Here is a 22,210-nt window from a genome sequence, read left to right on the forward strand (position 1 = left end):
TCAGGCTCTTCTCAAGGCAACCAGTAGCCGCGGATCCGGTGGAATCTGCCGCGGCCGGAGATCGCGTTGGCTGCTTGCAGTCCCGACATCACCGCCGCCTCGATGCACCCGGCGTTCATGCCGCAGTCGGTCCAGTCACCGGCCAGCACCAGGTTGTCGTAGCCGCTCTCATCGGGGCGCAGCCGGAAGCGGTCCGAGCCGGGTAGTGATTGCACATACCGGTCCGATGGGTCGATGTTCACCGAGAGGTGCTGAGTGGCCACCGCGGCCGCACCGGTGAGACCGGCGGCGCCCATCAGCAGGCTCCAGTCGAACCCGGTGTCGGTGAACGCGGCGGGAAAGAACAGCCGCAGGTTGTCGAGATGGGCGGTGGCGTCGTCGAGCACCTGGCGGCGCAGTCGCTCGACGTACTGCTGCGCCGGTTCCTCGGTGGGCCAGGCGGCGTCGAGGCTGCCGCAGAAGTAGGCCACCGTGCCCGGAGTGTCTGCGGCAGGCCAGGTTTCGGACCAGAGCGTCTGCGGCATCGAGGCCCACGTCTCGAACGGGCGCAGGTAGCCGCTGACCGTCGAACCCGGATGGGTCCAGCCCAGCGCCGGTTCGTCGGGCCGCAGCCACAGCTGGAAGGCCTGGGTGGCCACCGTCGAGACCTCGCTCACCTGCTGACGCCATTCGGCGCGGTCGGCGATGAGCTCCCGTCCGACGATGGGCACCATCCCCAGCGACACCGCCAGGACGACGTGGTCGAAGTCGACTCCTTTTCGGAGAGTGCGTGTCTCGACGTCGGCGCGGATGCCGAAGTGGGATTCGGTGTCGTCGAGGACCTGGCCCGGACGCAGCTGGTCGGCTCGGGGCGCCGCGGGGAACACCGGCAGCCCGCCGACCCTGATCAGCGGATCGTATTCCTCGACGCCGTGGGCCAGCGTCGCCTGGCGTCCCATCGTGATGGAATCGATGGCACGACGGGAGGGGTCCAGGTGCAGGCCTTCGAGGCGGTGGAAGAACTCGAAGCGCACCCCCCGGGCCTTGAGCGCCTGGTACAACGGCGCGATCACCACGTCGCCCATGCCCGCGGTCATCTTCCAGAAGAAGGCGCCCCGGTAGGTGAACAGCGCCTGCCCCACCAGGAACACCATGGTGCCGGCCGCCACCGCCGGCTGCTCAGAACCTGCGGTGCGGTAACCGAATACAAGGTCGTACAGTCCGCGGATCAGCGCCGAGTCCAGCACCTCAGGGTGTGCGCCGTGGCGCAGCACCCAGTCGCCGAACTCCTCGTCGTTGATCGCCCGTAATCCGGCGGGATCGGTCACCAGATTGTCGGCGAGCACACCGCGGATCGCAGCCGCCACCAGAGAGACCAAAACCCCGACCCGCCGGTCGGAAACCCCCCGCGTGTGGTCGACGGATTTGCCCACCGTCACCAGTGCTTCGTCCAACGCGGTCACCGCCGGCGTCGGCGACCGCCGCGGATCATTCAGGGTGGCCAGTGCGGCGGTGACCGCTCGCAGCAGAACCGAGGCGGAAGACGAGCGAGGTCGGTGTGCCGGGTCCGGCCACGGGGACAGGGACAACCCGACTTCGCCGCCGGCGTCCACGGATCGGGCGAAAGCCGCCAACAGCGTGAGGGCCCGCTCGAGAAAGGCCGGCACCGAGACATCTCGCCCATCGTTGTCCGGGTCCCCCGGCAGCCGGGTATCTCCCGGGTGCGTCCCCAGCCAGGTCTGCCACGTGCCGTGAACCTCCTCGGCCAAACCTGGATTGGCAGCGGGAATGAGGGCCTGCTGCCACGATCTGATGGGGGCATCCGGGTCCGTGGTGTCGCGGTCCAGTTCCGCGTAACACGCGCGCAGCAGCGCGAACGCATTTTCGTAAGACCCCAGCCAGATGTGCAGACCGTGTTCCTGGATCCGGCCGTGCTCACCCCGACTCGACGCGGCTTTGCCCCCCAGCCGTCCACCCCGCTGATACACCGTGATGCCGTCGAAGCGCTGTTGCCAACCGGGTTCGCTCAGTCGCCACGCGGCCGACAGCCCGGCCATGCCGCCACCGAGGACGGCGACTCGGCCGCCGGGGCGCTTCATTGCAGAAGTGCACGCGCACAGGCCAGCTCCGGCCAGTCGCAGGGCTCCGGAAAGTACTCCAGGGTGGCGGCCAGCGTGTCTCGGCCCGCGGGCAGTCCCGCCTCGACCGCACTGACCGCCGCTCGGAGCTGGAAGACCGCCGCGCCCTGGGCCCGTGCCAGTTCGAGGGCGGCGCGCAGGTCGCCATGGCGTTGTGCATCGTCATCGTGGGTGCAGGACCGCAGTCTGAGCAGTTCTGTGTCGTAGAAGTGCATCCCCGTTCGGGCTGCCTCCGCCAGGCCCGCTTCCAGGCATCGCGCTGCGTCCCGGGGCGCCCCGACCGCGAGGTGCAGCCGTGCCAGCACCGCATCGTAATAGGTGATGAGGGAGATCACCCCATACGCGCGCCACGCATCGATGAACGCGGTCAGGGTGGCGATGTGGGTGCGCACAGCGGCGACGTCGTGGCGGTCGGAGTTCAGTGCTGCGAGCGCTTCGACTGTCTCGTGCTGGGCGGCGCCCACCATCGACCAGGAGAAGAAGCCATGTTGCTCACCCAGTCGGGCGAGGTCGGTCGCCGCTGCCCGGGCCTGCCCGATCTCACCCGCCTCGCAACGGATGATCACCTCTATTTGTCTGCTGTAGGCCAGGCTGAACGCGCCCTGCGGAAAATCCAGTTCGGCGCACCGTTTCTCGGCCTTCGACAACTCGCCTTCGGCCGCGGTGAGATCGCCGTCCACATAACGTGACAACGCACGGTGGGTGTAGAGACCCGCGGTGGCATCGTTGGGCATGAACAGCATGGCATCCAACTGCCGGGTGGCGTCGGCGCTGAGCGTCCGTGCAGCCAGGTCCATCTTGTCTCGCGCAATGCGAAAATCGCCGCGGTACCAGGCGAGCATTCCCAGCGCAAAATCGTTGATCGGCAGGAAGTCTCGCCGCGGCCCGGTCAGGCTGGCCCGGATGGAACGGACCAGACGCTCCGCCCGGTCGAGGTCGGCGCGCATGGTGTAGTAGGGATACAGTGACATGACCGTCGAGAACAGGTCGTCGTCTTGCAGATCGGTGCTGCACATGGTCAGGCAGTGCTCGAAGTCGGCAGCCGCGTTCGGGCTCGCCACGCCCTCGGCGGCTTGGGCCAGCAACGCGCGGCGCAGCCGTGCAAGGATCTCTTGTCGGTCGCGCTCGGAACTCGGTGGGCCAGCGGCGATCTGGCGGATGGCCTGACTGAGATGGTTACGTGCCTCCCGCAGCGCCCCGCGCTGCCAGGCGTTTCGTGAGGCGCGTTCCAGCGCGGTCGCGGCCTCGGCGAAGCGCTCGGCGCGGGCCTGGTGATGGGCGATCAACGACCAGTCAGGGTTACCGGTGTCCGAGGCGGCGACCAGCGCATCGGCAATTCGGCTGTGCAGCAGACGACGCACTGTCGGTGGCGACAGTTCAGCGGCGACCTCACGCAACAGCTCGTGTCGGAAGCGCCAACCGCCATCGGCGAGCGGATCCAGAACTCTGCCCGCGACCAACTGGTCCACGACGGTGGCCACCGCACCCTCGTCGGACTGCACGGCCGATGCCAGCAGATTCAACTCCACACGATTGCCGAGCACTGCCGCGGCCTCCACCACCAGCATCGCTTCGGTACTCGATCGCAACCTGGCGAAGAGAGCTTCGTACAACGAGTCCGGTGCTTCCGCCGACGTGGCGGCATCGGTGGCTTGTGCACCGATCTTGGCCACCACCTCTTCGATGTAGAGCGGGATACCGTCGCAGCGCTTGCGAACGGCACGCTGCGCTCGCCACGGCAGGTCGGGTCGCAGCGTGACGATCAGCTCGTCCGATTCCGAGTCCGTCAACGGCTGCAACTCGAAGACCTCGGCGCAGGACTCGACCGGCAGGACGATGTGTTCCCGGCTCGTCATGACGACCATGACGTGCCTACCGAGCGGAGCGCGTAGGAGCTCCTGCACCACTTCGCGCGAGTCCTCGTCGAACCAATGCATGTCCTCGGCGAGGATCAGAGTGGGCGAGTCCTGCACGCAGGCCGCCAAATAGCCCAGCACCGCCGCGACGACCTGGTTGTAGAGTCGGGGTCCCTCGGCCTGCGCCGGCCGATATCCGGCGTGAGGATCGATGCCGAGCACCGGTGCCAGCAGCGGAACGGTGGCCTCTGCGTCGATACCACGCACGGCCAGCTCCTGTCGGAGTAACCGCAGCCGCTCGGCGGGGTCGGAGTCGCGCCCGATGTGGCACTGCCGCTCGATCAACCGGCGGACCGGGCGCAGTCCGATCTCGGGATGGAAGGGCGATCCGATGAGCTGGAGGACCGCGGAGTGTGAGCGCCGGGCCAGGTCGATGACCGACCAGGCCAACCGGCTCTTGCCGATCCCGGCATCGCCGATGATGGCTGCGCCAGGGACTTCGAGGTCGCCGCGGGTTGCTGACTCCCATGCCGCGCGCAGACTCTCGAACTCACGGCGGCGGCCGATCAACGGACCGAACGCCACGGCGGGAACGTCCCGTTCACCGATGACGCGGAAGCAGCGCAGGGGATCCGCGACACCCTTGACGGCCCGAGGGGCCTGAGCGTGCAGTTCGAACACACCACGAACCAGGGGCTCGATTGCCTCTGAGACGGCGACGCTGCCCGGTTCGGCAAGGCTGCAGACGCGGGCGGCCAGGTTGGCCGCCAAACCGAACACGTCGTCCTGGTGGGTGTCGAGGTACACGATGCCCCGATGGATGCCGACGCGGACGTCGATGTCGAACCCGAATCGGCGCTGCACCCTCGCGCTCAATGCAGCGACTTCGCGAGTGATGTCCAAACCCGCCTGGACGGCCCGGCGCACGTCGTCTTCGTGGGCATGCGGGTGCCCGAAAAACGCGAGAAGCCCATCGCCTTTGGTCGATCCGATGTGTCCCTCGTAGCGCCGGACGATCCTGATCACGTCGTCGCGGTAGCGGCCCACGACTGTGCGGTAGACCTCCGGCTCGACCCGCGTCGACAGGGCGGTCGAGTCCACCAGATCCGCGAACATGATGGTGAGTCGACGGATCTCACCCTGATCCGTCGGCGCGGCGAGCAGGTCCTCGGCTTCCAGATTGCCCTCGTCGAGAGCCAGCACGCGGGCGGCCAGGTGTACGGCGGTTCGGCGGTCGCCCAGTTCGATGGCCCGGAACGCCTGGTCGAGAAGCTCATCGATGCGGCTGGGTGAATCAGGTTGAGTCACAGCGCGATCGCGACCGGTAGCGTGGCCTCGCCGACGCTGATCTCGCCGAGGTAGAGACCGCTGGGAATCCCCGCAGCGTTGACGGTCAGGGTCACCGTCGAATGGCCCCGCAGCAGCACCGGCTGGGACCCCTTGGTGACCACGGCCTCAGCCGGCCCGAACCGGGCCAATGCGGCAATGTCACTGCCGAGACCGGGACGTTGCAGCGACGTGACTCTCAGCGGACGGTCGTGCTCCTCGTCGACGCCGACGTCGATGGGATCCGAGGTCCGCTCTGGGCTGGTGTACCGGCCCGGGCCGGCCCCGACGGTCTCGATGACTTCGGCGCCGCGGATCATCCCGATACTGGACAGTCGGATCGCCGTGTCCACCCACCGGTTTGGTGTGAACGCGTTCGCGTCGACGTCGGCGGCAGCCTGCTGGGCAACCTGATCGACGTCGGTGGCAACTCGTGCGGCGACGGTGGCGAGGTGGTCGGCCATCAGCAACGGCTGACTCTCCGGCATACTCTGCAGCGGCACCCTCGCGAGGTTGATCGCGCCGGTCACCGCCACCGTGATCAGGGAGCTGAGAGTGGCCAGGGCGTCTCCCGCCGTGTACGGGGGAGGAGCGGTCGGTGGCGCATCGGTGTCGGAATCAACGGGATTCGTGGTCGCGCCCGCGTTGATCTTGGCGAATGCCCGGTCGGCAATGGCGGCTGTCTCGGTTACGACAGACTGGGCGACGCGGCGATACCGATCGGCGATGGCCTGGGGGTCATCCACGCTGGTTTCCTCCGTCCTGGGTTCGCGTCAGCTCCGGACGGACGTTTCTGGCGGCCGTGTCGTACACGTGCTCGGCGACTTCGACGGCGTTGCTGCCGATCTCGTTGACGATGTCACTCACGTCCTTACGGGTGAGCCCGTCCAACCACCGCGCAGCGGCGCGCCCCATGGTCGCAGTGGCGAGGCTGATCGACTGGGTAGCCAACTCTGCCGCGTCCGCCACGGTGTCGCCGAAGTTGGGTGGAAGATGTGCAGGTGCTGCGGCCGCGGCCGGACATTCGGTGTCCGAGTCCGGCAGCACCTGCGGCGGCGACTTCTCGAAACGGTGATAGCGGGTCTCGAGATCGTGGCGTTCCTGATCCGACAGATCTGGCGACCGCAGCTTTGCGGCGACCATCATGGCATGGCCGGCCAGCATGTCCCTGCTGATCTGACCCCAGCCGAGATGGCATGCCAGCGCCGAGGTGGCGGTGGGGCTCAGGCCGTTGACACGCTCTTGCTTGCTTGTCCGGATCCGCACACCATGCTCCTGCGGGGTGACCCAGATGTAGCCACTGTCGACTTCGACCAGCCCGCAATCGTTCTGTTTCGACGGGTCGATGTCGTAGTTGAGGTAGATGCCGTCCTGGGACTCGCCGTAGTAGAACAACAGCGCGGTCTGCAGGAGATAGTCGTCGGGCTCAGGACTGATGGTTTCCAGTACCCGGGTCCAGCCCGTGGTGGTGAAGACTGGTTCCTGATGGACCACAGCGCGAAAAAATGTGCAGCAGTAGGGCCAATTGCGGGGGTCGAGAATGCGGCGCACATCGTCGACGGTGAGCTTCGGCACCACATGATCGGTGTAGATGGTGCTGCAGTACTGCCCGTCGACTTCCTCGAGCATCCCGAAACAGGTCAGGCACTTGGCAGCGGTATCCGGCCCCAGATCGTCGCTCAAGGTGGCCACGAAATCGCGCCGCCCGTTGATGCGGTGAAGCTTGTCGTGGATGGCGGCGAAGCGCGGGAACTCGACCCGGGACCGCACTGCTTCGGGGGCGGGGTCCCCGGTGCTGGTGCCACCGGCTGCGCACACGATGTCCAGCGGACGGCGCAGTCGGTCAGCACCCGCTGACTCGGTGCCCATCGCACGTGCGGCGCGGCCGGCCGGGTCACCCGTCGGCCCGTTGCGGATCCTGTCGATCTTGGCCAGCACCATGGCGGGGTAGGCCGCACCGTGCAGCACGGCCGAGCGCAGCACCGCATCCTCGGCCGGACTGATGGACGCTGCCTCGACAGCGGTACGGGTGTAGCTGCCGCTGGCGACGCTGTGCAGCGTTTGCACACATTCGTCGTACTTCGGTAATGCCATCGGTTGCGAGTGCGGTGCGCGACGGATGTGCTTGCGCAGGAACTGCTGCAATTCCTCGTACCACCCGGCCTGCCCGTAACCGGTGGTGTTCGGGAGTAGACGTTCGACGGTCTCGATGATCTCGAGATCGTCAGTATTGCGGCGTTCGCGGGCGCGCACCACCTCGGCGTCGATCTCACCGAACAGCCCCAGTTGGTATCCGAAGAGTGAATCCATCCTCGACCCCGTCTTTCGCCGAACGCGGCGTTAGCATACCGTTGTCCGGGCGTCTCGACCGGGGGAACGAGGAGTGGCATGAGTGAGCACCACGCCGGCAGCTCGTCGGAAATTCCCTGGTCGGCGGTATTCGATCCATCTGTCAACGTCCGAGCGCTGGGAGAGATCCAGGCCCGGGGGTTCCGCGCGGCCACCGAACTCGTCGACCGGTTTGTCCGGACGACCGACGCCCCCGGTGGCCACGCGGCGTCTGCCTCCGACCGGCACGGCGGCCCCACCGCCGAAAATTCCGGTCCCGCAGCGCCGTCCGGTTTCGCCTCGATGATTTCGGCGTGGCAGGGGTTGGTGAGCCAGTGGGCCGACACCGTGCAGACGGCACCCGCCAACCGCCGGGGGGCGTGCGCATCGGTGGACCTGCCCATGTCCGCGGCAGAAGGTTGCGTCGCGATCCACGCCGCCGTGCGGGAAGATGCCACGGCCGTCGTGTGGCTGCACAACTCCGGCGACACAGATCTGGGTGAGGTCCGACTGCGGTGCGGCGACCTGATGGCCCACGACGGCAGCCGGATCACGTCCGAGGCCATCGGGTTCGACCCCGGATCGACCTCGATGCCCAGTCGCAGCAGCCGCGGTGTGCGCGTGGTCGTGGGCGTCACCGCCGAGACGCGGGCCGGGATCTATCACGGCACGCTCCTGGTCCATGGTCACCCGGGGGTCTGGTTGCCGGTCACCCTGACCGTCCCAGGAGCCTGACGATGACCAGCATCGACTCGGTGCGCACGATGGACGTGGAAACACAGTTGCACGAGGTGGGCCGGGCTGTGCGGAGATCGATGCTCGACGCCCTCCCCGACGGTGAACCTCACCAGTGGCTCTACAGCTTGATGCGCGAGTATCCGTCCCGGCCGGGAAAGGCTCTCCGACCTGCCCTGTGCCTGGCGGCGGGGCGCGCTTTCGGGGCGCGTACCGGCGATGTCGAGGGATTCGCGGTGGCCATAGAGTTGCTGCACAACGCCTTCCTGGTGCACGACGACGTGGTGGATGGCAGCGAGATGCGGCGCGGCAGGGCGACGCTCGTGGCCCGGCACGGAATGGCCGCCGCCGTGAACGCCGGCGACGGGCTGGCCATCGTGGCCGGGCAGGTGATGAGGCGCACCGCGCGGTTGTTGGATCGTGACCTCGCCGACCTCGTGTGGTCCGAGTTCGACACCATGGCGCTGCGGACCCTGGAGGGGCAGGCCACCGAAATCGGTTGGCAGCGTGACCATGTGGAGGATCTCACGCCGGAGGACTACCTCGAACTCATCATGCACAAGACCTGCTGGTACACCACCATCCATCCGCTGCGGGTCGGTGCCATGGTGGGTTCCGGCGGCACGGTCGATCTGGGACCGCTGGTGCGCTTCGGGTTTCACTTCGGTGCGGCGTTCCAGATCCGCGACGATCTGCTGAACCTCATCGGTGACGAGCAGACCTACGGCAAGGAGATCCTGGGTGATCTCTACGAGGGCAAGCGCACCCTGACCCTGGTTCACCTGATGTCCCACGCGACGGGCGCCGACCGCGATCTGGTGGGGGAGTACCTGCGGTTGCGGCGTGCCGAACGCACGCCGGAGATCGTCGCGGAGGTCCGGGCGCTGATGGACGCCTACGGCAGTATCGACTTCACCCGGGAATATGCCGAAGGGATCCTGCTGGTGGCCGAAGACCTCTTCGAGGTCGCTTTCGCCGACGCCCGACCCGGACCGGATCTCGACTTCCTGCGTTCCCTGGTGCCCTACGTCTGGGCGCGCTGGCGCTGACCTGTGGACAGCCGGCGGCAGGGGCCCGGTGCACCTCGTAGCGTGAGGCGGTGGCCTTTTCTTCGACCCGCGTGACGCTCAGCGGGCAGCGCTTCCTGGCGCACCGCCTGGAACGGGCGCTGGCCGGTGCCGACATCCACACGGACGAGTACTCGCCGCGAGCGCAGAGCATGTCGCTGCTGGTGGGTACGGTGGCCGCGGCGGCCGCCGTCGGTGTCTGTGCCGTCTTCACCGCGTCGCGGCCGACCGCCGACCTCGGCGACGCGCGCATCCTGACCGTCGAGGGCAGCACGGCGCTCTACGTCCGCGTCGACGACGTGGTGCATCCGGTGTCGAACATGACCTCGGCCCGGTTGATCGCCGAGACCGACGAACAACCGACGGTGATCTCCACGGCCGCACTCGATCAGGTGGAACGCGGTGCTGCACTGGGTATCCCGGGAGCTCCCGCGCTACTGGGCACGCCGCTGGACACCACCCCCGGCTGGACGGTCTGCGATCACCGGGGCACCACCGTCATCGCTGGTCCGCCCATCTCGGGTCCGGCGCTACAGGTGCTGGCGCAGGCTCCCTCCGGCCAGACCTATCTGCTGTTCGACGGGCAGCGGGCCCGGGTTGACCTCGGCGACCGGGCCGTGGTGCGCGCCCTGCACCTCGACAACGCGGCGCCGGTCCCGGTATCGGCGGCGCTGCTGGATCTGCTTCCCGAAGTGCCGGCCATCGCCACACCCGCGATCCCCGATCTGGGATCGGACGGGCCGTCGGCCCTGCCCGGTTTCCGGGTCGGGGATGTGCTCAGCGTTGCGTCCACCGCGGAGACCGACTTCTTCGTGGTATTGGCCGCGGGTGTGCAACAGGTGGGCCCGGTGGCAGCAGATGTGCTGCGCAGCAGCAGCATCCGGGCGTCGATCACAGCGGTGGCACCGGCAGCACTCGCCGCCTTGCCGGTGGTGGGCGTGCTGCCGGTTGAGCATTTTCCGCAACAGGTCACCCCGGTGCAGAGCGCCGGTGTCTGCGCCTCCTGGCAGGGCGGCGCCGTCGCCCTCCGCGCCGGGACACCGTCTGTCGACGGGCGGGTCCCGATGCGGCTGGCCGGCGCCGACGACGACGGCCCGGGCCTCGACGCCGTGTCTCTGCCCGCGGGACGGTACGCCTACGTCAGAACCCACGGCGGCGATACGACGGGCTGGTTGATCACCGACCTCGGGGTGCGCTTTCGCGTGCGCGACGCCGACACCGCCCGCGTCCTCGCGCTGCCCGATCCGGTCGCCGTGCCGCGCGCGGTGCTCGACGCCCTTCCTCGCGGTCCCGAACTCAGCCGGTCAGCGGCGCTGCTCGCCCACGACACTGTCGCCTCGCCGTGACCGGGATACCAGACCTGCGACCAGCAGCGCGGCCAAGCAGCACAGTGCCCCGATGGTCGCCGCCCGAGAGCCGGGATCGTCGCGCTGGGTCCGGGCGGTCAACGGAGTCGGCTCCGGAACAGGCTGCGGGGTAACGGGTTCGGTTTCGTTACTGAGAGCAGCGACGGGGTCCACCACGCCGTGGCCGGTCACCGGATCCCACCCGGCGCCGACCGGGCGGGCGGTGTCCTCGATGCGCCGCATCACCTGCCGCGCGGTGAGTGCCGGAAAGCGCGAACGCACCAGTGCCACCACACCGCTGACGACGGGTGCGGCATAACTGGTGCCCGCGATCGCCACGGTGCGGCCGAAGCTCTGCTGGGAGTCGACCAGGCCGGTGCCCGACGGATGCAGGGAGACCACCTGCTCGCCGGGGGCGGCGACGTCCACCCACGGGCCCGGCAGGGTGAACTCCGACGGGGCATCACCGGCACCCACCGATCCGACCGTGAGCACATAGTCGTCATACCAGCCAGGGCTGGAGGCCACCGTGGCCGTTTCCCAGTCCATGTCAGACATCTCGGGTTGCGGCGGGCAACGGCCCGCCCGCCGACGTTGCCCGCGGCGGCCACCACGACGACATCGCGGGTGTCCACGGCGTACGCGAGTGCCGCACCCAGGGGGCCGTCATCGACGAACCCGGAGGCGCAGGCGATCGACGAGATGTTGATGACACCCGCACCCAGGTCCGCGGCGGTACGGACCGCCTTGGCCAGCGTCGCAACATCGCCCACACCAGCCGCGCTGGGATCGGCGGCGGGTGCGAACAGGGTGCTGGACTGCCGGATCGCGACGATGGTGGCCCCCGGGGCCACTCCGCTGAACCCATCGGCGTCCGGAGATGCCGCGATGATGCCGGCCACCATGGTGCCGTGGCCGTCGCAGTCGGTGGTGCCGTCACCGGTGGAGACATAATCACCGCCGGCCTCCACCTGCGCGAGCCGGCGATGGCGCGTGACCCCGGTGTCGATCACCGCAACGCGCTGACCATCACCGCGGCTGAGCTCGTGAATCCTTCCGAGCCGCACCGGGTGTGGTGCGGCGGCAACCGCGGGGACCGCGCACGGCGCGGTCTGCACCGTGGGCACCGGTGGCATCGGTGCGGCCACGGCGGGCAGCAGAGCCGGATCGACGGTGGGTGCGGTGACGGCGTGCGCCGCCGGCGGGGGAGCCGACACGCCGAGCAGTAGCGCGGCCAACACGGCCCGCGCGCCCCTCATGGCCACACCGCGCCGGGGGTGAACACACCGAGGGCCCACCCGGCCACCGGAACCGCGGCGGCCAGAAGCGCCAACTCGAGCCCCTGCGCAGCCCGCCGTCGGGCCGGGCTCGAGAAGCCCCGGGGCGGACGGACCCCCACCAGCGCCACTGCCGCCGTGGCGCCCAGTTCCCAGCCGAGGCCCGGGGCGTGGCGGTGCGCGGCGACGAGGCCGCACACCAGTGCCAGCAGAGCTGCGCCGCACAGGCCGGTGGCCGCGGCTGTCTCCGGATGGGTGCGGATCCGCAGGACCAACACTGTGGCGGTGACCGCGGCCAGCGTGCTGGCCGCCCATCCCGGCGACACCGTGGTCACCACCGCCACCCCGGCTGCCGCGGCGGCGGCGGATCCGGCCACCAGACTGGTGATCAGTTGGCGCGCCTCGCGCAGCCGCGATCCCGGGTCCGGGTCCGAACCGAGCCGGCATACCCCGGCGGCCACCCGGAACGTCGTGGTCAGGACCGCCAGAGACACCACGACCGCGAGCACCGCCGCGGTGACCGCGCCGGCGGTGACGACGGTGGCGGCCAGGGCGGCGACGGCCCACACCGTGGCCAGGCAGGTCAGCGCGCCCCACCACCAGGTGCGGTCGCCGCAGATGCGCCCGCTCACCACGGCGGCCACCGCGGCAGCCGCCGCCCCCAGCAGCACATCGGGTAGCCCGGTGCCCGGCGCCGCGAACGCCGCCGCCGATGCGACCATGGCCGTGACCACCGCCACTCCGGCAACGGCGCCGAAACCCGGCGGCAGCGCCGTGCGGTCGCAGACCGCAGCGGGTTCTACTGGCACCGGTGCGGGTCGTGCCGGCGCCGGGGCCACCAGAAGAAGAACCGTTCCGTCGCCGACTCCGTTGTCGCGCAGACTCTTCGACGTGTCCACCACCCTGCCTGCGGCGTCGGTGACCCCTGCGCACAGCACCCCGGGATCGGCTCCGGCCCCGGTCAACAGGTCGTGCAGGTGCGGCAGCAGCGTCGCCAGTGGGATCCCGTCGGGCACGGCCACATCGGTCTCGGCGCCACCCCCGAAGATCGTCAACCGTGTCATGTCCACCCCGCGACCGTAGGTCGATCCGGCGAGCAGGGGCGACGGTCATCCACAGGTGAATTGCGGACTCCCGCAGCGCTGCCTACCGTCCGCACTCACATCATGAGGGGAGACCGGCTGTGCACCAGGTGATGAAAGCGGACCCGCCGGCGCCCACGGCGGTCCCGGTGGCCGCGCCGCCGCCGGTTCCCGCCGCGGCGCCGGCGGGAGTCGCGGCCCGGCTGATCCCGCTGTCCACCCTGGGCGTGACGGCGGCCATGGTGGCCGTGGTGTTGGCGACGGATTCACCGCTGGCGAGCAACCCGATGTTCCTGATGTTTCCGCTGATGATGGCGGTGTCGGCGCTGGCCAGCCTGGCCGGCGGCCACCGCGGCACCGCCGAGCTCGACGCCGTCCGGCGCCGCTACCTGCACCACCTGTCCGACATCGGGCAGACGCTGACGGAACATGGCGCAGCACAACACCGATGGCTCGCTCACCACCACCCGGGGCCCGAAACTTTGTGGCAGGTAGCCGGATCCGAGCGACGGTGGGAACGCCGCCGCGGGCACCAGGGCTTCGGTCGCATCAGATGCGGCCTGGGCGAGGTGAGCGCCGCCGCACAGCCCGAGCTCCCCGGCGGCACCGAACTCGGCGACGTCGACCCGGTGACCACCGCGGCGCTGCAGCGCCTCCTGCACGCCTACGCCACGATTCGCGACGCTCCCGTCACCGTGGATCTGGGAGCCGCCGCCCTGGTCCGGCTGCTGGGCGACGACAACGCCACCGCAGCGTGGGCGCGGGCCCTGCTGTGCCAGCTGGCCACCTTCCACACCCCGGCCGATGTGGCCATCGCCGTCGCGGGCCCGGAGCACCGGCTCGACCGCTGGGACTGGCTGAAATGGCTACCCCACCACGGGCATCCGCAGCACTGCGACGACGTGGGCCCGGCCCGGCTGGTGTACCGCGGCGTGGCCGACGCGGTGGCCGACCATACGCCGGGCCGGCAGCTGGTGCTGCTGGTGGACGGGACGACGGTGACGGCGGGCGACATCGGCGAGCGCCCCGATGTGACGGTGGTGTGCCTGGGCGGGGCGGTGGGCACCGGGGACGTGGTGTGGGACGCCTGCAGCGGCGAGGTGCGCCCCGATACCCTGTCGCTCCCCGCAGCCGCCGCCTGCGCCCGCCGACTGGCGCGGCGGGCGCCGGCGCCGGAACAGACCGCGGGCGCCGGGGACCCCCTGCACGTGCGACTCGGCCGCACCGACCGCGGCGACCCGGTGTACCTGGATATTCGCGAGGCGGCCCTCGGAGGTGCCGGTCCACACGGATTGTGCATCGGCGCAACGGGTTCAGGTAAATCCGAGCTGCTGCGCACCGTGGCGGTGGCGATGATCGCCCGGCACTCCGTCGACGAATTGAACCTCATCCTGGTGGACTTCAAAGGGGGCGCCAGCTTCCTGGATCTGCAGCGCGCTCCGCACGTGGCGGCCGTCATCACCAACCTCGCCGACGAGGCGCACCTGGTGGACCGGATGCGCGACGCCCTCGAGGGCGAGATGCACCGCCGCCAGCAGCTGCTCCGCGAGGCGGGCAACCTGGCCAAGGCCGACGACTACGCGCGGGTGCGGCAGACCCGCCCGGACCTGCCCGCGCTGCCCGCGCTTCTCGTCATCGTCGATGAGTTCTCCGAATTACTGAGCAGACAGCCCGATTTCATCGACGTCTTCACTGCGATCGGGCGGGTCGGCCGCTCACTGGGCATTCATCTGCTGCTGGCCAGCCGGCGCCTGGACGACGGTCGGTTGCGCGGGCTGGAGTCGCATCTGTCCTACCGGATCTGCCTCAAGACCCTCTCGGTCGCCGAATCACGGGCCGTTCTGGGGGTGCCGGACGCTCACCACCTCCCGGCGACGCCCGGCTCCGCCCTGCTCAAGATCGGCGCCGCCGACCCGGTGCCGTTCCGCGCCGACCAGGTGTCGGCCCCGGCTGTCCCGTCGTTTTCGGCACCCGCGCGTGTGTTGCGGCACCCGGTGCGGTTCACGTCCGTCCCGGCCGGTCCGGTTCACCGCGGTGGTGCCGACAACAGCTCGTGCCGTTCGGTTCTCGAGACGGTCCTCGACGCGGCGGCGGTGCCCGGTGCGGCGGCGCATCCTGTGTGGCTGGCGCCGCTGCGACACTCGCCGCGGCTGGCCGACCTGCCGGTGGGGGCAGGGTTGACCGTGCCCATCGGACTATCCGACCGGGTGTTCGAGCAGCGCCGGGTACCGGCGCTGCTGAACCTGTCGGGGGCGGCGGGCAACGTCGCGGTGGTCGGCGGGCCCCGCTCGGGTAAGACGACCGTGCTGACCACCCTGATCGGTGCGCTGAGCCTGGCGCACGGGCCCGATGAGCTGCACCTCTACTGTCTGGATTTCGGTGGCGGGGCGCTCGCGCCGCTGATCGGCCTGCCGCACGTCGGTGCCGTGGCCGGACGCCGGGATCCGGAGTTGGTGCGGCGCATCGTCGCTCAGGTGGTCGCCGAGGTGCGCCGCCGCGACGGGCGGTGTACCGCGGGTGCCGACACTTTTCTGCTCATCGACGGATGGGCCACCTTTCGGCAGGAGTTCGACGACCTGGAGAACACCGTGGTGTCGCTGGCCACCGAGGGCCTGGCGCACGGCGTGCACGTGGTCGTGACCGCCACCCGATGGGCGGATCTGCGGTCGGTGCTGAAAGACCAGCTCGGCTCCCGCGTCGAGCTGAGGCTCGCGGATCCGGTCGATTCCGAGGTGGACCGCACCCGTGCGCGGGCGGTCCCGAAAGCCCGGCCCGGTAGCGGCCTCACCCCCGACGGGTACCCGATGACAGCGGCCCTGCCCGGTGATCTCGACGCCTTGGCGGTGCAGCTGCGGGCCCGGCACGGGACGTCGTGCGCGCCGCGGGTGACCACCCTGCCCACCCAGGTGGACCGCAGGGCGCTGCCCTGGGCCGCCGACGCGGTGCTCGGGCTGGGAGATCGTGAGATGCAGCCGGTGACCCTCGATTTCGCGGTACGCCCGCATCTGGTGATCCTGGGTGACGCGCAGTGCGGCAAGACGGCGGCGATTCGGCTGCTGCTCGACGAGATCGGCCGCACGTCGCAGGCGGAGGTACACCTGCTGGACCCACGACGCACACTGCACCCGCAGGGTTGTCATGCCTACGCGGGCAGCACCACGCAGTGCGCGGACCTGGTGGCCGATCTGGTGGCGCGCCTGCAACCACGCACCCGGGCGGGCTGGACCGGCCCACAGGTCTACCTGCTGGTCGATGATCACGAGCTGACCGGCCGCGCCATCGAGCCACTGGTCGAGCTGATCCCGCACGCCCGCGACATCGGTCTGCACGTGGTGCTGGCGCGCCGGGGCGGTGCGCGGGCGCTCTACGACCCCGTGCTCACCGCGCTGCGGGACTGCGGTTCGGTGAGTCTGCAGATGAGTCAGGCCGGCGACGACGCCGGCCGGGCACGCGTGCTGCCTCCGGGGCGGGCCACGGTGGCCGTCGGCGCCGAGCAGCAGGTGGTGCAGCTGGCCTGGGTTCCGCCACGATGACCGTCACGTGCCTGCTGGGCCCCGCGGAGGTGCAGCGGGTGACACCGCCGGCCACCGTGGCGGATCCCATGCTGGCGGGCGCGGCCCTCGACGCCGGCCCGGCGCGCGTCGTCCTCGTCGGCGACCAGCCCATTGCCGTCGGCACACTCTGGCACGATCTGCTGGCGCCGCTGCTGGCGGACGCGGACGCGGCCACGCTGGTACATCCCGGTTGGTGGACCCCGCCGATGGTGGAGTTGGTGCACCGCGCCGCCACCGCACTGGTGCAGACCGTCACCGTGACGTCGCGGGCCGCACTGCTGGCAGGAAGCGGCCCGGGCCTGGTGGTCGTCGAGATCGCGGAGCACGCGGTCCTGGTGACCGGCAGCAGCGGCCCGCTCGGCTTGGTGCGCCGCGGTGATGGGTCGGTGGTCGAGCGCATCGCCGACCTGGTGGGCTCGAGCCCGGCCATCATCGACGCTCCCGCGGACATACCCGGGTCCTCGGTGCTCACCGGTGCGGTGGCGGCGGCCTTGTCCGTTCGGGGCGTGCGGGTGTCGCGCAACGGCGCCGAGCGGATCAGTGCCGCCCTCGCATCGCCCGCGCAGAATGTGTCGCGCCGGCCGCGGTGGGCGGTGGCGGCCGCACTGACGGCCGGGCTGGTGTCCGCCGGAGTCTGGGCGCTTCACCCGAGCGAGCCGGATAGGCGACCGGTGGTCACGGCTGCGCTGGTGGAGGGACGGGTCACCGTGCAGGTGCCCGCCGCCTGGACCGTGCAGCGGGTGACCACCGGGCCGGGATCGGCTCGCGTGCAGGTGGTTTCGCCCGAGGATCCCGACGTGATGCTGCACCTGACCCAATCCCGCGTTCCGGTGCAGGACCTCGCCGCCACAGCCACGGCGCTGCGGAGCGCCATCGATGCCGAGCCCGCAGGGACGTTCGTCGACTTCGACCCGGCGGGGCGGCGAGCGGGCAGGCCGGTGGTGACCTACCGGGAAGTGCGGCCCGGCCGCGACATCGGCTGGACGGTGTTGGTCGACGCAGATGTGCGGATCAGCATCGGCTGCCAGAGCGCACCGGGACGCGCGGACACGGTCGCCGCAGCGTGTGACGACGCGGTGCGCACCGCGCAGCGACTCGGGTGAACGCACTTTCGAGGGAACCAAAACGCCTCGGCGACAGACGAACAAGACAAGAGGAAAGGAGCTCCCGATGAGCAACTCAACACTGGCCACCGACTTCGCGCTCATGCGCGCGGCCGCCGACGCCACCGACGCCCGCAGCGCCGAGATCCGCACCCTGCTGCAGGGGTGTATCGGCAGATTGCAGGCGGTGCCCGCCTCGGTGTGGGGCGGCGCTGCCGCAGTCCGCTTCCGGGATGTGGTGGACCGGTGGAACTCCGAGACGGTCCGGCTGTGCCACTCGCTGGACGCCATCGCGGCGACCATCCGCCAGAACGAGAAAACCCTGCAGGAAGCCGGGCACCAACATGCCCAGCAGATCGCCGCCGTATCAAACGATCTGCGGCACTGAGACTTTCAGGGAGAGATGATGGATCAGATCAGCTACGACTTCGGTGAGATCGAGGTGGCCGTCAGGCAGGAGATCGCGCGGACCTCGGTGCGACTGAACGCCGCCCTGGACGACCTGGCCGCGCGGATCGCGCCGCTGCAGCAGGTCTGGACCCGCGACGCCGCCGAGGCCTACCGCGTCCAGCAGACCGCGTGGCAGCAGTCGGCCACAGCGCTCGACGAAATCCTGCAGCGCCTCGGTCGGGCCGTCGGTGACGGCGCAGCGGCCGTGGCCGACACCGACCGGGCAGCCGCCAACGTCTGGCGGTGAGCCGATGAGACCTGTGCGGCCCGGTGGGACCTGGAGAAGCCCGCCGGGCCGCACGGCACTGCAGTGTGGGGCAACCGATGCACCCGCCCGAGGAAAACGGCTATGGTGGCGGTCACACGGAGGGCCCGACCGCGGAGCCCGCCAGGGACCAGTGATCGCCGGTGACAGCTTCGACCAACGCGCATGACGGGCGCCGTACCCCGGCGCTTCATGCTGTGCACGAACGGTTCGTCGCGGGTGAGGTGGATGCCACCTCCCTGGCCGATCAGGTGCGCCCGGTGGTCGCGGAGAGCTGGCGACGCAGCCTCGCCGGTGGCGTCGATCCCGACCTCGGGGGAGCGCGGCCCTCATCGGTGGCACTGACCATCGCCCGGCTGCGCGAGACCCATCCGTTGGCGCCGGCGTTGCCCGTCATCCGGCGGCTGCTGGTCGACGATGCGGTGGAGTCCGGCGTGGTGGTGGCCGTGAGTGCGGCGGACGGGACCCTGCTGTGGGTCGAGGGCGACCCGGTGATGCGCCGCAAGGCCGAGGCCATGAACTTCCTGCCCGGCGCGGACTGGAGTGAGCGCGGCGCGGGTACCAACGCACCCGGTACGGCGCTGGCGTTGGACCAGGAACTGCAGATCCGCGGCGGGGAACACTTTTCCCGGATCGTGCAGCCCTGGAGTTGCACCGCGGCGCCGGTGCACGATCCGAGCACCGGCGCCCTGCTCGGTGCCATCGACCTCACCGGCGGTGACGAGGTGGCGTCGACGCAGACGCTGGCGCTGGTGCGGGCCACCGTGGTCGCCGTGGAGAGCCACCTGGCCCTGCTGCGGCTCACCGGCAACCCCAACCCCACACCGGCCGCCCGCAAGCCGCATCTGGTGGTGCTGGGCCCCCGCCACCGGCCCGGCTGGGTGACCACCGACGACCTCGGCCATCTGCGCGCCACCGGACTGACCGGCCGCCACGCCGACATCCTGGTCCTGCTGAGCCGCCACCCCGAAGGCCTGTCTGCCGACCATCTCGCCGTGTTGCTCGATGACAAGGACCTCGACGTCGTCACCGTGCGCGCCGAGATGTCGCGGCTGCGCAAGGTCATCGGTGCCGAACACCTGGGTTCGCGGCCATACCGGTTGCTGATGCCCATCACGTCCGACATCGGTGAGATCTTCGACGCCCTCGACGACGGGGATGTGGAATCGGCGTTGGCGCGCTACACCGGGCCGTTGCTGCCGCAGTCGGTGTCTCCTGCGATCGCCCGGCTGCGCACCCAGCTGTCGGCGTCGGTGCGCGGTGCGGTGCTCGCCGAGGCGGCGCGCGGCCGTACCGATCTGCTGCGGCGGTGGCTGCAGCTGCCCGAGGGGCGAGATGACCGGGAGGGGTGGCGACTGCTGCGCGACAGCGCGGTATCGGACCCGTTGCGTCGCGCCCAGGCGGGCGGGCATCTGGCGGGGATCGACTACGACCTCAGGTGACGTGCGCGCCGGCCAAAGACGATGTTTAGTGTCGCGTGGCAGCGGGTACCCGTTGTCGACTTTTATCCTTGAGCTGCACTGATCGAGTGGCGGACACAGTGACGATCATCTATCTGCAGGGACTGCGACTGGAGCCCCAGCCGCGCAACCGAGGGTGCGTCCAGCCGCGGCCGCGCTCGCGCACCACGCTGCAGGTCACCGCCCAGGACGGAACGGTCGAGGCACTCGGTGAAGTGGATGCTGCAAACGCGAAATCCTTCTCCGACCAGGTGTGCGCGGCAATCTCGGCAATGGATGACGCGGTGGGCGAGGTCACCGTCGACCTGTCCGGAGTGCGATTTTTCGCCGTCGACGCCTGCACCGCCCTGCATGCCGTCAACGCCCACCTCATGCGCGTCGACCGGGCGTGGTCGGTGGTTCCCGGCCCAGCCGTGAGCCGGGTGCTCGGACTCTGCGATCCGGCCAGCGTGATCCCGGTGGCCGACAGCGAGGAGCTGGCTGAACCCGCCTGAGCCGAGCCCGAGTGAACGTTGCAACTGTGGTGCAACGGTCGATCTCCTACCGTGGTGACGCACGACACACTCGTGAAGCTGACGGCAGGAGATTCCATGACCACCTATGCCCGGCCGGGTGCCGAGGGCGCGCTGATGTCCTTCGACGCCCGCTACGACAACTACATCGGCGGTGAATGGGTACCGCCGAACGCGGGCCGCTACTTCCAGAACCCGACGCCGGTGACCGGTGAGGTGTTCTGCGAGGTCGCCCGCTCCGACGAATCCGACATCGAGAAAGCCCTGGACGCCGCGCACGCTGCCGCGCCGGCCTGGGGCAAGACCTCGGCCGCCGAGCGCGCGGTCATCCTCAACAAGATCGCGGACCGCATCGAGACCAACCTCGAGTCGCTGGCGCTTGCCGAGTCCTGGGACAACGGCAAGCCCATCCGCGAGACCCTGAATGCCGACCTGCCGCTGGCCGTCGACCACTTCCGCTACTTCGCCGGGGTGCTCCGCGCCCAGGAGGGCTCGCTGAGCCAGATCGACGAGGACACGGTCGCCTACCACTTCCACGAGCCGCTCGGCGTGGTCGGCCAGATCATTCCCTGGAACTTCCCGATCTTGATGGCGGTGTGGAAGCTGGCTCCCGCGCTGGCCGCCGGCAACGCCGTCGTCCTCAAGCCGGCCGAGCAGACCCCGGCGTCGATCCTCTACCTCATCTCCGTGATCGGCGACCTGCTGCCCGCCGGTGTGCTCAACGTGGTCAACGGGTTCGGCGTCGAGGCGGGCAAGCCGCTGGCCTCGTCGAACCGGATCGCCAAGATCGCCTTCACGGGGGAGACCACCACCGGCCGGCTGATCATGCAGTACGCCTCGCAGAACCTGATCCCGGTCACCCTGGAGCTCGGCGGCAAGAGCCCGAACATCTTCTTCAGTGATGTGCTCGCCGCCGCCGACAACTACCAGGACAAGGCACTCGAGGGCTTCACGATGTTCGCCCTCAACCAGGGCGAGGTCTGCACCTGCCCGTCGCGCTCGCTGATCCAGGCCGACATCTACGACGAGTTCCTGGCCCTGGCCGCCATCCGCACCAAGGCCGTGCGCCAAGGGGACCCGTTGGACACCGAGACCATGATCGGTGCCCAGGCCTCCAACGACCAGCTCGAGAAGATCTTGTCCTACATCGAGATCGGCAAGAGCGAGGGCGCTCAGGTGGTCACCGGCGGCGAGCGCGCCGAGCTCGGTGGCGACCTCAACGGTGGCTACTACGTGGCGCCGACGATCTTCACCGGCCACAACAAGATGCGGATCTTCCAGGAGGAAATTTTCGGGCCGGTGGTGGCGGTGACGTCGTTCAAGGATTACGACGAGGCCATCTCCATCGCCAATGACACTCTCTACGGCCTGGGGGCCGGGGTCTGGTCGCGTAACGGCAACACCGCCTACCGCGCCGGCCGGGACATCAAGGCCGGTCGGGTGTGGACCAACTGCTACCACCAATACCCCGCACACGCGGCGTTCGGCGGCTACAAGCAGTCCGGCATCGGCCGCGAGAACCACAAGATGATGCTCGATCACTACCAGCAGACGAAGAACCTGCTGGTGTCCTACAGCGACACCGCCGCCGGATTCTTCTGAGCACCTGCGCCACCGGAACGAAACCCCGACGCCGCGTCGGGGTTTCGTCATTTTCGGACGCATCCGGCGAATGTGGGTTCGCGTCGCGGCGGCCGGTGGTTCAATGGCACAGCTTGGAGGACCCTGAGAG

At 69.7% G+C, this 22,210-nt stretch carries 15 protein-coding genes and 1 pseudogene; 10 read left to right on the forward strand and 6 right to left on the reverse strand.

Features of this window, described 5'->3' with window-relative positions; translation table 11 throughout:
- Positions 1 to 11: 11 nt before the first annotated feature.
- Genes G6N58_RS16415 through G6N58_RS16430 form a run of 4 tightly spaced genes read right to left on the reverse strand, consistent with a single transcriptional unit; the run spans position 12 to position 7,609 of the window.
- Entirely contained in the window at positions 12 to 2,078 is a 2,067-nt protein-coding gene (locus G6N58_RS16415; RefSeq protein ID WP_163908203.1) for an FAD-dependent oxidoreductase, read from the reverse strand.
- Entirely contained in the window at positions 2,075 to 5,281 is a 3,207-nt protein-coding gene (locus tag G6N58_RS16420) for an ATP-binding protein (RefSeq protein WP_232067887.1), read from the reverse strand. Before G6N58_RS16420 ends, G6N58_RS16415 begins: the two co-directional genes overlap by 4 nt.
- The gene (locus G6N58_RS16425) at positions 5,278 to 6,045 is read right to left on the reverse strand and encodes a hypothetical protein (protein WP_115278003.1); all 768 of its coding nucleotides are present in this window, start codon (positions 6,043 to 6,045) and stop codon (positions 5,278 to 5,280) included. Before G6N58_RS16425 ends, G6N58_RS16420 begins: the two co-directional genes overlap by 4 nt.
- Positions 6,038 to 7,609 carry a hypothetical protein gene (locus G6N58_RS16430; RefSeq protein ID WP_115278002.1) on the reverse strand — a complete coding sequence of 524 codons (1,572 nt, stop codon included), beginning with the start codon at positions 7,607 to 7,609 and terminating at the stop codon, positions 6,038 to 6,040. Before G6N58_RS16430 ends, G6N58_RS16425 begins: the two co-directional genes overlap by 8 nt.
- Positions 7,610 to 7,687: 78 nt before the next feature.
- Between G6N58_RS16430 and G6N58_RS16435 the strand changes: the two genes are divergently transcribed.
- The 3 genes from G6N58_RS16435 to eccB are packed head-to-tail and all read left to right on the forward strand — an operon-like array spanning position 7,688 to position 10,775.
- Complete coding sequence (locus G6N58_RS16435; protein ID WP_115278001.1) at positions 7,688 to 8,362, forward strand: hypothetical protein; 675 nt, start codon at positions 7,688 to 7,690, stop codon at positions 8,360 to 8,362.
- Positions 8,363 to 8,364: 2 nt separating this feature from the next.
- Positions 8,365 to 9,411, forward strand: a complete 1,047-nt coding sequence (locus G6N58_RS16440; RefSeq protein ID WP_163908205.1) for a polyprenyl synthetase family protein — start codon at positions 8,365 to 8,367, stop codon at positions 9,409 to 9,411.
- 50 nt (positions 9,412 to 9,461) lie between these two features.
- Positions 9,462 to 10,775 carry a type VII secretion protein EccB gene (gene eccB / locus G6N58_RS16445; protein WP_115278000.1) on the forward strand — a complete coding sequence of 438 codons (1,314 nt, stop codon included), beginning with the start codon at positions 9,462 to 9,464 and terminating at the stop codon, positions 10,773 to 10,775.
- On the opposite strand, the pseudogene mycP reads toward eccB, so the two are convergent.
- Together mycP and G6N58_RS16455 are read right to left on the reverse strand one after the other, a co-directional pair.
- Positions 10,734 to 12,034, reverse strand: a pseudogene (gene mycP, locus G6N58_RS16450) (type VII secretion-associated serine protease mycosin). The gene eccB and the pseudogene mycP sit on opposite strands and share 42 nt — an antisense overlap.
- Positions 12,031 to 13,116, reverse strand: coding sequence for an EsaB/YukD family protein (locus tag G6N58_RS16455; protein WP_147289308.1), 1,086 nt, complete (start codon positions 13,114 to 13,116; stop codon positions 12,031 to 12,033). The pseudogene mycP and the gene G6N58_RS16455 overlap by 4 nt, the downstream one beginning before the upstream one ends.
- Positions 13,117 to 13,235: 119 nt before the next feature.
- Between G6N58_RS16455 and eccCb the strand changes: the two genes are divergently transcribed.
- The 7 genes from eccCb to adh all read left to right on the forward strand — a co-directional run bounded on the left by eccCb (position 13,236) and on the right by adh (position 22,080).
- A complete protein-coding gene (gene eccCb / locus G6N58_RS16460; RefSeq protein ID WP_435406369.1) occupies positions 13,236 to 16,667 on the forward strand; it encodes a type VII secretion protein EccCb in 3,432 nt (1,143 codons plus the stop codon).
- A complete protein-coding gene (locus G6N58_RS16465) occupies positions 16,664 to 17,791 on the forward strand; it encodes a type VII secretion-associated protein (RefSeq protein WP_115277998.1) in 1,128 nt (375 codons plus the stop codon). The genes eccCb and G6N58_RS16465 overlap by 4 nt, the downstream gene beginning before the upstream one ends.
- 67 nt (positions 17,792 to 17,858) lie before the next feature.
- Positions 17,859 to 18,179 carry a WXG100 family type VII secretion target gene (locus G6N58_RS16470; protein WP_115277997.1) on the forward strand — a complete coding sequence of 107 codons (321 nt, stop codon included), beginning with the start codon at positions 17,859 to 17,861 and terminating at the stop codon, positions 18,177 to 18,179.
- A 15-nt stretch (positions 18,180 to 18,194) separates the two neighbouring features.
- The gene (locus G6N58_RS16475; protein WP_115277996.1) at positions 18,195 to 18,488 is read left to right on the forward strand and encodes a WXG100 family type VII secretion target; all 294 of its coding nucleotides are present in this window, start codon (positions 18,195 to 18,197) and stop codon (positions 18,486 to 18,488) included.
- Positions 18,489 to 18,649: 161 nt separating this feature from the next.
- Positions 18,650 to 19,948 (forward strand): helix-turn-helix domain-containing protein, encoded by a 1,299-nt coding sequence (locus tag G6N58_RS16480; protein ID WP_115277995.1) that lies wholly within the window; start codon positions 18,650 to 18,652, stop codon positions 19,946 to 19,948.
- Positions 19,949 to 20,034: 86 nt separating this feature from the next.
- Complete coding sequence (locus G6N58_RS16485; protein ID WP_115277994.1) at positions 20,035 to 20,460, forward strand: STAS domain-containing protein; 426 nt, start codon at positions 20,035 to 20,037, stop codon at positions 20,458 to 20,460.
- Between the two features lie 96 nt (positions 20,461 to 20,556).
- Positions 20,557 to 22,080 (forward strand): aldehyde dehydrogenase, encoded by a 1,524-nt coding sequence (gene adh / locus G6N58_RS16490; RefSeq protein WP_068919628.1) that lies wholly within the window; start codon positions 20,557 to 20,559, stop codon positions 22,078 to 22,080.
- The last annotated feature ends 130 nt before the right edge of the window (positions 22,081 to 22,210 follow it).

The organism is Mycolicibacterium tokaiense (assembly GCF_010725885.1).
Classification (GTDB): domain Bacteria; phylum Actinomycetota; class Actinomycetes; order Mycobacteriales; family Mycobacteriaceae; genus Mycobacterium; species Mycobacterium tokaiense.